The organism is Oceanicella sp. SM1341 (assembly GCF_003448965.1).
Lineage (GTDB): Bacteria > Pseudomonadota > Alphaproteobacteria > Rhodobacterales > Rhodobacteraceae > Paroceanicella.
Window position 1 is genome coordinate 19,735 of the sequence record NZ_QRGC01000043.1, and the last position, 11,820, is coordinate 31,554.

Here is an 11,820-nt window from a genome sequence, read left to right on the forward strand (position 1 = left end):
CGCAGCAACTCCGGGGGGAGAGGAGAGATGAACCGTCCGCTCAAGCGTTCCGAAGCCGCGCAGGCGCCCGCAGTTCACTGGTGGCGCGGCGCGATGATCTACCAGGTCTATGTCCGCAGCTTCCGCGATACGAACGGTGACGGCATCGGCGATCTCGCGGGCGTGCTCGAGGGGCTCGACCACATCGCCAGCCTCGGGGTCGACGGCATCTGGCTGTCGCCCTTCTACAAGTCGCCGCAGAAGGATTTCGGCTACGACATCTCCGACTTCCGCCTCGTCGACCCCTCTGCCGGCAGCATGGAAGACTTCATGGCCCTGCTCGAGGCCACCCACGAGCGCGGCCTGAAACTGCTGCTCGACTTCATCCCCTGCCACACGTCCGAGGAGCACCCCTGGTTCGCCGAGAGCCGCCAGAGCCGCGACAACCCGAAGGCCGACTGGTACGTCTGGGCCGACCGGCAGGCCGACGGCATGCCGCCGAACAACTGGCTCTCCTCCTTCGGCGGCCCGGCCTGGGAGTGGGAGCCGCGCCGCTCGCAATACTACTTCCACCCCTTCCTGAAGGAGCAGCCGGCGCTGAACCTGCACAACGAGGAGGTGCTCGAGCAGGTGATCGCCGAGATGCGCTACTGGGTGGACCTCGGCGTGGACGGCTTCCGCATCGATGCCGCGCAGTGCCTGTCCTGGGACGAGGGGCTGCGCTCGAACCCGCCGGTGGGGCCGGAGGGCTCGAACGCGCTGATCGGCGGCGGGCCGACCAACCCCTTCGCCGCCCAGCACCACCAGTTCGACCGCCATGCCCATGGTGCGCAGCACATCCTCACCCGGCTGCGCCGCTTCGCGGATCGCGCCGGCGTGGTGCTGATCGGCGAGATCGCCGACATGGACACCGCCCGGGCGGCGGGCGATTTCAGCGCCGAGGGCAGCGGGCTGCACGCGGTCTATGACTTCAGCCTGATCAACTGCCACCCGGAGGTGGACTCGGTGACCGAGCAGCTCGCCCGGCGCGAGCGCCACATCGGCGACGGCTGGCTCTACAACGTCTTCACCAACCACGACACCATCCGCGCGGTGAGCAACCTCACCCATTTCGCGGTGGACGCCCGGCGCGTGCAGGCCGCGAAGATGCTGCTCTTCATGCAGATGACGCTGAAGGGCGGCTGCATCATCTACCAGGGCGAGGAGCTGGGCCTGCCGCACCCGCAGCTCGGCTTCGAGCAGATCGTCGACCCCTGGGCCAAGGCCTTCTGGCCCACCTTCGAGGGGCGCGACGGCGCGCGCACGCCCTTTCCATGGAGCTCGCGCGGCCCGCGCGGCGGCTTCAGCCGCGCCGAGCCCTGGCTGGCGATGCCCGAGGAGCACCTGCCCCTCGCCCTCTCGCGCCAGCAGAAGGACGAGGGCTCGGTGCTGAGCTTCCTGCGCAGCTTCGCCCACTGGCGGCGCGACAGCGCCGTGCTGCGCCACGGCGAGGAGCTGATGAGCAGCGCGGAGCGCGCGCCGGTGATCACCTGGCGGCGCAGGCTCGAGGGCGAGGAGCTGCAGGCGATGGTGAACTTCAGCGAGGACGAGGCCTTCATGCCGCTCGGCGAAGCCTGCGAGCTGGTCGCGGCCCCCGGCTGCGTGGCCCGGCGCGGCGCGCATGGCGTGAGCCTCGGTCCGCTGGAATTCGCCCTGGCGCGCCCCGGCGGCTGAGGCTCGGTGCAGGGCGGGGCGGAGCGCTGCACCGCCGTCCGGCATTCGGCATTCCCCCGGGCCGGGCCGGTGCCACGAGACACCCGCCGCCCGAGCGCAGACGGCGAGGTGCCGCTGCGGGCGGGCCGCCCCCGGCCGCTGGCGGCGGCGGTTTCGCGCCCCGGCCGCGGGCCCGGGCCGGGCGCCGGGCGACATCCTGCGGGGTGGCGGTCCCTCGGGGCGGAGGGTCAGGCGGGGGCTGCCCGGCCGGAGCGGGCCAGCAGCACGGCGGCACAGGCCATGAGCCCGGCCGAGGCCCGGTTGAGCAGCCGGCGGCGCAGCGGCGTGAGGGCATGCGCACCCAGCAGCGCGCCCGCCGCCGCCCAGAGCGTGGCGGCGAGCCCCTCTGTCACCAGGTAGAGGCCGCCGAGCAGAATGAGCTGCGCGCGCGCCGGGGCCTCGTCGCCGAGGAACTGCGGCAGCACGGCGGTCAGCAGCAGGTAGGCCTTCGGGTTTCCCAGCAGGGTCAGGAACTCCCGCCGCGCCAGCGCCGCGGTTCCCGGCAACTCAGGCGGCCGCGCGTCCTCCGCCTGCCAAAAGCGCCAGGCGAGGAAGGCGAGAAACGCGACCCCGAGCCATTTCAGCGCCACGAAGGCAGCCTCGGAGGCGCGCAGCAGCGTGTCGAGCCCGAGCGAGACCAGCACCACCAGCACGGCCCAGGCGGCGAGCCGCCCCAGCACGCCCCCGGCGGCGCGCCGCCACCCGGCAGTTGCCGCCGAGGTGAAGGCGAGCAGGTTGTTCGCCCCGGGCGAAATGCCCAGCAGGAAAGCCGCCGGCAGGAAGGCGAGGATCTGTTCCGGTGTCATCTCATGGGCCCCGTTTCGCAGGTGATGGTAACGCGCCACCCGCCGGGCGGGAGACCCGTGGCGCCGGCACGCGGTCCCCCTGCCGCAGGCGGAGACCCCCGGCAGTCGCGACACGCCGGAGCGGACGCGGCCCCGCCGCGCTGCGGCATGCCGGGGCGGCGGCGCCGCGCCCCGCTTCGGGCAGGCCCCGGAAGAGCGCCCCGTGTCGGGTCGCTCTCTTCGCGGGCAACTTCCGGCGCGGCCCTGCGCCCGGGCGAAGGCCGGGGCCCTGCCGGGCTGCGCCGCCCCCTCAGGCCGCGGCGGCGAAGAAGGCGCCGTAGCCGGGGAGGTGGATCTCCCCGCCCCGCCGCACGCCGCCGAACCCGTGGCCCTCCAGCGCGGCGCCCACCGCTGCCTCGGGCATGTCGAGCACCATCTCGTCGGGGGTGAGGTTGAAGGCGCAGGTCACCTGCTCCTCGCCCAGGGAGCGGCGGAAGGCCAGCACGCCCTCGGGCGCCTCGACGAACTCCATGCCGCCGCGGCGCAGGGCCGCGATGTCGCGCCGCCAGGTGAGGAAGCGCTGCATCCGGTTCAGCGTCGAGCCCGGCAGGGCGCGCTGCGCGTCCACCGCGAGGGCGAGATGCGCTTCGGTCACCGGCAGCCAGGGCGCGGCATCCGAGAAGCCGCCATGCTCGGCGTGCTCCTCCCAGGGCATCGGGGTGCGCGCGCCGTCACGGCCCTTGTAGGCGGGCCAGAATTCACGGCCGTAGGGGTCGATGATCGCGTCATAGGAGAGATCGGCCTGCGGCAGGCCCAGCTCGCTGCCCTGGTAGAGGCAGCAGGCGCCGCGCAGGCAGGTGAGGGCGGCCTGCAGCACCGTCACCGCCTCCGGCGCGTCCTCCCTCCCCAGCCTCGTTACGGCGCGCGAGAAGTCGTGGTTGTCGAGCGCCCAGCAGGGCCAGCCGCTGTTCTCGTCATGGCCGAGGTCGGCGGCCACGCCGCGCAGCATGGCCGGGGTCACGTCATGGGCGCCCAGCAGCCAGTAGCCATAGGCGAGCTGCAGGCGCTTCACCGTGGTGTACTCGCGGTGGATGCGCACGGCATCGCTCTCGTTCAGCTCGCCCAGCAGCGCCCGGTCGCCGTAGCCGTCGCACAGCCGGCGCAGCCGCTCGAGGAAGGCCACCGTCTCCGGCTGCACGATGTCGTGCACGTGGAGCTGGCGCGAATAGGGGTTGAAGCGGAAGGCCTCGCCCTGCGGCACATGCGGGTTCGGCGGGTTGTCGCGCAGCTCCCGGTCATGGGCGTAGAAGGTGCAGACATCGAGGCGGAACCCGTCCACCCCCATGTCGAGCCAGAAGCGGCAGGCGTCGAGCACCGCCTCCTGCACCTGCGGGCAATGGTAGTTCAGGTCCGGCATCTCGCGCAGGAAATTGTGCAGGTAATACTGGCCGCGCCGCGGCTCCCACTGCCAGGACGAGCCGCCGAACACCGAGAGCCAGTTGTTGGGTGGCGTGCCGTCGGGCCGGCTGTCGGCCCAGACGTACCAGTCGGCGCGGGGGTTGTCCCGGCCCTGCCGGCTCTCGAGGAACCAGGGGTGCTGGTCGGAGGTGTGCGAGAGCACCTGGTCCATGATCACCTTCAGGCCCCGGGCGTGGGCGGCGTCGAGAAGCTCGCGGAAATCCTCGAGCGTGCCGAACATCGGGTCCACGGCGCAGTAGTCCGACACGTCGTAGCCGAAATCGAGCATGGGGGATTTCACGAAGGGCGAGATCCATACCGCGTCCACGCCGAGGGCCGCGATATGGTCGAGCTTCGCGGTGATGCCGCGCAGGTCTCCCACGCCGTTGCCGGTCGTGTCGCGGTAGCTGCGCGGATAGATCTGGTAGATGACCGCGCCCTTCCACCAGTCGGTCTGAGGTTGCGTGTCCGTCATGCTGCCTCCTAGGGGGTTGTGAGGGTCAATGGCATGCGGGGGGCGTGAGTTCCCTCGATCCTGCAGAAGGCTTTGCCCCTCCCCGGCTTTTCACCCGGTCGCACGGGCCGGGAATCGGCCTCCCCGAGCAGGGCGCCGGCCCGGCTTAGAATAAAAACATTGTAAATCCGCGAAATTATGAAATACATGTCGCCCAAAATCCGAGAACATGTGTAGGGCGGAGTGTGAAAATGTGTTGCGATAGCCATAATGTCTTTGGATTTGCCACGAACTCGCCACATTTCCTCCGAAAATTCTGCCGCGCCGTGGCCCCGGCCGCCGGCGGGACGCCCGCGTCCCGCGTCCCGCCCGGGCAGCCCTGACCCCCCCGGCCCTCATCGTTCCGCAAGTCCAGGCAGGAGACCCGCATCCATGTCCCGTCATGTCAGCATTTCCGTCCGTTCCGCCGATGTCTCCCGCCCCTGCCGCAGCGGCGGCCTCCGCGCCGCGCTGCTCTCGGGCACCGCGCTCTCGATGACGCTGTTCATGGGCGCCGGGCCCGGCCGGGCCGACCCGGTGGACTGCCCGGCCACGGCCACGCTGGTCGGGGTCGTCCTGGAGCCCGTTTCGGGTGACCAGACCTGCACCGTGACGGACGACACCCCCGGCGACACGGTCAACGTCAAATTCCCCTATGACCCGGGCACGCCATTCGTCGATTCCGAGGACATGCGGGAACCGGACAGCTACACGGTGGACAACCAGAAGCTGCTCAGCGACCCGGATCTCAGGCTCATCCTGGTGCTCGATTTCCTCGCCATGCCCGGCGGCACCCACGATTCGGACGGAAACGGCTACCCGGGCCAGAACGGCAACCCCCTCGTGGTCACCAACAGCGGCACCGTCTCGCTCTCGCAGCACACGGGCACCGACAACTACGACATCGACGGGTACGGCGACGTGGAGAACGACAACGGGATCGGGCTGTTCGACAACAGCGGCGTGGTGATGGGCATCGCCGTGCGCAACCAGGGCGGCACCGGCGACAACGCGCCGGAGACCACCGTCGGCGGCGGCAATGGCGGCGACGGCGGCAACGGCGGCAGCATCACCATCACCAACTCTGGCTCGGTGCAAAACGGATACGGCACAGCCACCTCCGGCGCGGTGGGCATCTACGCCGGCGCGCTCGGCGGCATCGGCGGCAAGCAGGACAAGTCGGCCACCTATGCCCAGAAGGGCGGTGACGGCGGCAACGGCGGCCCGTCCGACGGGCTCGCCGTCGACATCACCAACAGCGGCACGGTCGATCTCACCTACACCGCCTCGCGCTTCGTCTACGGCATCGGCGCGGAGAGCCTCGGCGGCACCGGCATCGTCCACGAGTACGACGGCAACGGCGCCGTGGGCGGCAATGGCGAGGCGGTCCGCGTGGCCAACAGCGGCAGCGTGACCCTCACCGTCAGCCGCGCCACCACGCCCGATCACACGGCCCTCGACCTCGGCGTGCGCGGCATCAGCGCCGTGTCGCAGGGCGGCGTCGGCAACCCCTCCAACGACGGCGACCGCAACGGCGCGAACGGCGGGCACGGCGGCTCGGTGCTGGTCGTGAACACGAACGCGGTGACCGTGTCCGGCTCCGGCATCGCCGAGATCAACGACAACGACGGCGTCTCCGGCGCGCTGGTGGGCATCTCGCAGGGCGGCGCGGGCGGCGGCTCGGACAACACCCGCACCAACACCACCGACCAGACCGGCGGTCTCGGCGGCGCGGCCTCGGGCGTGCAGGTCTACAGCGCCGGCCAGGTCAGCACCACCGGCGACAATCTTTCGCTTCCCGGCATCACCGCCATGTCCGTCGGCGGCGACGGCGGCGGCGGCAACGGTGACGGCTTCGGCGGCAACGCGGGCCAGGGCGGCACGGTGAAGGTGGCGGTGACCGGCTCCATCTCGACCGGGGGCGCTTACGGCCACGGTGTCTATGCCCTCAGCCAGGGCGGCACCGGCGGCATGCAATGGACCGACGACGGCCCCACCGCGCCCAACCACGCCGTGGCCGGCGCGGGCGGCGCCGCGGGCGATGTGCGCTTCGTGACCGGCGACGCGGCGGACCAGATCGACACCACCGTCACCGGTTCCATCTTCACCAGCGGCGCGCATGCGAACGGCGTGCTGCTGCAGAGCATGGGCGGGCTGGGCGGCTACGCCTCGCCCGGCTTCAAGATCGCCGGCAAGACCAGCACCGACGCCGGCATCGGCGGCGATGCGGGCACGGTGACGGTGGACAACACCGCCGCCATCACCACCACCGGCGCATTCTCCAACGGCATCCTCGCCCAGTCCATCGGCGGCGGCGGCGGCAACGTGGGCGAGAGCAGCGGCGGGCTCACCGTCTCGGGGGACGGCGGCACCGGCGCCGCCAGCGGCACGGTCGATGTCACGCAGCGCGGCGACATCACCACCACGCAGGACAGCTCCGTGGGCATCCAGGCCCAGTCGATCAGCGGCGGCGGCGGCCGGGTGGCAGGCAGCACGGGCGTGATCTCGGTGGGCGGCACGGGCGGCTCCAGCCCGAAGGCGGGCAACGCCTCCGTCACCCTCGCGGAGGCGGCGGTGCTCACCACCTCGGGCGACTATTCCTATGGCCTGCACGCACAGTCCGTCGGCGGCGGCGGCGGCGATGGCGGCTCGGTCTTCGACGTGAGCGCCGGCCTGCCCGCGGTGGCCGTGGGCGGCTCCGGCGGGGCGGCGGGGGACGGCGGCAATGCCACCGTCACCGTGCAGGACACGGCGCGGGTCGTCACCCATGGCATGAACGCGCATGGTATGATGGCGCAGTCGGTGGGCGGCGGCGGCGGCTCGGGCGGCGACGCGAACGCCTACAACATCGGCCTCGGCAGCTACTCGATCGCCGGGGGCGGCGGCTCGTCCGGCGATGCCGCGACCGCGCAGGCGGTGATGGACGGCGGCGCGATCACCACCACCGGCGGCCATGCGAACGGGGTGGTGGCGCTCTCGGTCGGCGGTGGCGGCGGCTCGGGCGGCAGCGCCACCTCCTTCTCTGCGGACGCGATGTTCACGATGGCCATCGGCGCGGGCGGCACCGGCGGTGCTGCGGGCAAGGGCGGCGCCGCGGTGCTCGACCTCAGCGGCGGCACCATCCTGACCGGCGACGACACGGACCTGAACGTGACCGACGCGCATGGCGCGGTGGCGATCTCGGTGGGCGGCGGCGGCGGCATGGGCGGCTCGGCCAGTTCCAAGGCGGTGAGCGTGTCGATCCCCAGCGACGAGCCGCAGGTCGACGGCGAGGTGAGCCTCGCGGTCGGCGGCGATGGCAAGGGCGGCGGCGACGGCGGCAACGTGACCGCCACGCTCACCGGGCAGACCATCACCACCCTCTCGGACAGTTCCACCGGGCTGGTGGCGATCTCGGCGGGCGGCGGCGGCGGCATGGGCGGCGATGCCTCGGCCGCGGGCACCACCCTCACCCTGCCCAAGACCGGCGAGGAGAAGATCCAGCTCAACATCAACATCGCCGTGGGCGGCAGCACCGAGGGGGGCGGTGACGGCGGCGATGTCACCGCCACGCTCGGCAGCGGCTCGACCATCACCACGAGGGGCGATTTCTCCAACGGCGTGCACATGCTCTCCATCGGCGGCGGCGGTGGCGCCGGCGGCACCGGCAGCGCGGAGAAATTCACCCTCGAGATCCCCTCCGGCAACCAGGAGGGCGAAAAGAACGAGAAGAAGCTCTCCGGCTCGGCCTATTTCACCGCCGGCGTCGGCGGCACCGGCGGGGCCGGCGGCAACGGCGGCCACCTCACCTACTCCCAGTCCGCGGACAGCACGGTGCTCACCTACGGGCAGGCCTCGAAGGGCGTGTTCCTCAACGCGGTGGGCGGCGGCGGCGGCGCCTCGCAGAGCGCCACCGTGGGCTTCGGCACCGACAAGATCCCCGCCACGGTCGACCTGTTCATCGGCCGCACGGGGGCGGGCGGCGGCGATGGCGGCGAGATCGACAGCGCCGATCTCGCCGGCACCATCGCCACCTACGGCGCGGATTCGGATGCGGTGCTCATCCACTCGGTGGGCGGCGGCGGCGGCGCGGGCGGCTCGGCCGGCGGCGCGGGGGCCGACGAGAGCGGCCTCATCAAGGAGCTCAACGAGATCAAGGAAGACCTCGAGGCGCCCGTCGACATCCGCTTCACCATGGGCGGCAAGGGCGGTGCGGGCGGCATCGGCGGGATGGTCTCCGGCGTGACCTTCTCGGGCGACATCGCCACCTACGGCGATTTCTCCGAGGGGATCGTGCTGCAGTCGATCGGCGGCGGCGGCGGCACGGGCGGTGCCGCGCAGGCCACCACCTCGATCTCGGTGGTGCGCAGCTTCGTGGGCGTCGGCGGCTCCGGCGGCACGGGCGGCAGCGGCGGCTTCATCCGCGCCTCGCTCGACGGCGGCACGATCGTCACCGGGGGGGTCGCGGCGCACGGGCTGGTGGCCCAGTCGGTGGGCGGCGGCGGCGGGCTCGGCGGCGATGCCTCGCGCGCCTATTGCAAGAAGCTCAACCTCGGCGGCGGCTATCTCGCCAAGGGGCTTGCCGATCTCGCCGGCTCGGACGTCGAGATCACCCCGAACGATCTCTGCGCCGAGCTGCCCTCCATCTACACGCTGGACGGCGAGGGCGGCGCGCTCGGCAACGGCGGCGCCATCGAGATCACCGGCGACGCGGGCATCGGCATCGCCACCACCGGCGCCTTCGCCCATGGCGTGCTGCTGCAGTCGATCGGCGGCGGCGGCGGCTCGGAGGCCACGGGCAATTCCTATGACCTCGACCCCCGCCTGCGCGAAGGCACCGACAACCCCAACGCCGGAGATTTCAGCTACCTCGACCGCAACACCGTGCAGATCGACCTGGGCGCGGCGGGCACGGGCGGCGACACGGGAGGCTCGGCCGGTGCCGGTGGCTCGATCACGCTCGACAGCGTGCTCCAGGTGTCCACGGCGGGCGATGGCGCGGCCGGCGTGATCGGCCAGTCGGTGGGCGGCGGCGGCGGTGTCGGCACGGTGAACGGCATCGCCGGGGTCGGAATGGGCGGCCAGGGCACGCGCGATGCGGCGGGCGGCAGCGTGTCGCTCACCTTCGAGACCGGCAGCACCATCGGCACCTCGGGCAATGCAGCCCCCGGCATCCTCGCGCAGTCGGTCAGCAACGGCGGCGGCTATGCGGCCGGCGGCCTCGCGGCCGAGGGCCCGGACGAAAACGGCAACAACATCCGGGTCGGTCTCGGCGCCACGGCGCGGGAAAACCAAAGCGGCGGCACGGTCGAGGTGGTGTTCCACGGCCGGGGCGAAAACCCGGTGGTCTCCACCCGGGGCATGTTCTCCCGCGCGATCATCGCCCAGTCGCTGGGCGGTGGTGGCGGCCTGTTCTCCATGATCGACGGCGTCACCAGCGGGCCGCAGGGCGTCGACACCGATGTCTCCATGGGGACCGGTGCCAACGGCGCGGGCATGAACGGCTCGGGCACCGGCGGCGGCGCCACGGTCACGCTCTACGGCAGCGCCTACACGCAAGGCGACGGTGCCGACGCGGTGCTGGTGCAATCGGCCGGCGGCGGCGGCGGCATCGTCGATCTCGCCCCCGCGGCGGGCGCGGCGGACACGCCCTCCTACGCCCTCGGCTCCACGGGCGGCAACACGGTGAACGCGCTCGGCGGCGCGGCCAGGCTGGGGCTGCAGGGCTCGGAGGGGGTCTCCGGCCTGCACAGCTCGGGCGATGCGGCCTATGGCGCGCTCGTGCAGTCGCTCGGCGCCGGCGGCGGCGTGCTCACCAGCTTCCAGTCGGTCGGCCGCGGCGCCGGGCTGGTGCTGGGCTCCTCCGCCAGTGCCCCGACGGACAACGGCGGCGCGGGCACGGCCACCGTCTCCAACTTCACCTCGCTGCACACCACGGGCGACGACGCCCACGGCATCGTGGCCCAGTCGGTGGGCGGCGGGGGCGGCGTGATGCGCCTCTCCGACGTGATGGGCGGCGACGCCCGTCTCGGCTCCGTCGCCACCGCAAACGGCACCGGCGGCACGGGCGGCGCGGTGAGCGTCACCATGGGCTTCTATGACGCGAGCGGCACGAGCGGCGACCGCGCCATCGGCATCCTCGCCCAGTCGGTCTCCAACGGCGGCGGCATCCTCTCCACCGGCGGCGGGGCGCTCGACTCCATCACCTTCGGCTCCGCCGGCACGGCGCGGCACGGCGCCGGCAACGTGGCCGTGACGCTCACCGCCAACACCGGCCGCCTCGCCACCTCCGGCAGCGGCGCGCACGGCATCGTGGCGCAGTCGGTGGGCGGCGGCGGCGGCATCGGCGGCGACATCGACTTCTCCGACGGCATCTTCCTCACCGCCGGGGACTGGGAGCTCTACAGCGGCCGGTTCGTCGGCGACAGGACGCTCAGCAACGTCGGCCTGGACACCGGCAAGCAGGCCATGGGCAGCGGCGGCGACGTGACGGTCAGCGTGAGCGACGACGTCACCACCACCGGCAGCGGCGCCTACGGCGTGATCGCCCAGTCGATCGGCGGCGCCGGCGGCTTCGGCGGCAGCGGCACCGGCGGGGTCTTCGCCGGCAAGCTGTCAAACTACGACGTGGACGGCGGCTCGGTCACCAACGCCGGCGGCTCGGTGACGGTGAGCGTGGCGGCGGGCGCCACGGTCTCGGCCACCGGGCGCAACGCGGTGGGCCTCTTCGCCCAGAGCCTCGGCGACATCCAGAGCAGCACCGGCGTGTTCGATCCGCGCCAGAACCTCGCCGTCTCGGTCGAGGGCACGGTGGTGGGCGGCACGGGCAACGCGGCCTACGGCGTGCTGATGCACGGCGGCAGTGCGGGCAACACGCTCGATGTCGGCGCCGGGGGCTACATCGGCACCACCCTCGTGCCCGGCCAGGAGCAGATCGCGGTGCGCTATGTCGGCGAGACCTCCGACACGCTCACCGCGCTCGCGGTCACCAACGCCGGCCATATCCACGGCAGCGTGCTGGGCAGCTACGCCAACGGCGAGACCTTCATCGACCAGGCCGATGCCGATGACGCGGCCGGCCCGGCGGCGGCCTCCTTCGCCGTCGCGGCGGCGCCCGCCCGGCGCCGCGCGGCCCTCACCCTCACCAATGCCGAGGGCGGGTTGCTCACCGGTGCTGCGCGCTACGAGGCCGATGTGGTGAACGCCGGCACCATGCATATCGGCGCGGTGGGCGGCATGGACACGCTCGCCATCGCCGGCGACTACACGCAGGCCGACAGCGGCGAGATGGTCGCCGCGGTCGACTTCATGGGCCTGCGCGGCGACCTGCTCTCCATCGGCGGCGACGCGTCCTTCGGGGGCACGCTCACGATA

At 72.5% G+C, this 11,820-nt stretch carries 4 protein-coding genes; 2 read left to right on the top strand and 2 right to left on the bottom strand.

What is annotated here, in order from left to right:
- Positions 1 to 27 precede the first annotated feature (27 nt).
- Complete coding sequence (locus D3P35_RS24140) at positions 28 to 1,692, top strand: alpha-amylase family glycosyl hydrolase (RefSeq protein WP_198670789.1); 1,665 nt, start codon at positions 28 to 30, stop codon at positions 1,690 to 1,692.
- A 227-nt stretch (positions 1,693 to 1,919) separates the two neighbouring features.
- On the opposite strand, the gene D3P35_RS24145 is transcribed toward D3P35_RS24140, so the two are convergent.
- On the bottom strand, positions 1,920 to 2,537 hold the full coding sequence (locus D3P35_RS24145) for a LysE family translocator (RefSeq protein WP_118138495.1): 618 nt from the start codon (positions 2,535 to 2,537) through the stop codon (positions 1,920 to 1,922).
- A gap of 289 nt (positions 2,538 to 2,826) precedes the next feature.
- Entirely contained in the window at positions 2,827 to 4,449 is a 1,623-nt protein-coding gene (locus D3P35_RS24150; protein ID WP_118138496.1) for an alpha-glucosidase family protein, read from the bottom strand.
- A gap of 411 nt (positions 4,450 to 4,860) precedes the next feature.
- On the opposite strand from D3P35_RS24150, the gene D3P35_RS24155 reads away from it, so the two are divergent.
- A partial coding sequence (locus tag D3P35_RS24155) for a hypothetical protein (RefSeq protein ID WP_118138497.1) occupies positions 4,861 to 11,820 on the top strand: 6,960 nt, incomplete at its 3' end.

Excerpts from the sequence above, each read along its gene's own strand:
- D3P35_RS24140 (WP_198670789.1), top strand. The coding sequence starts at position 28 with ATGAACCGTCCGCTCAAGCGTTCCGAAGCCGCGCAGGCGCCCGCAGTT.
- D3P35_RS24145 (WP_118138495.1), bottom strand. The coding sequence starts at position 2,537 with ATGACACCGGAACAGATCCTCGCCTTCCTGCCGGCGGCTTTCCTGCTG.
- D3P35_RS24150 (WP_118138496.1), bottom strand. The coding sequence starts at position 4,449 with ATGACGGACACGCAACCTCAGACCGACTGGTGGAAGGGCGCGGTCATC.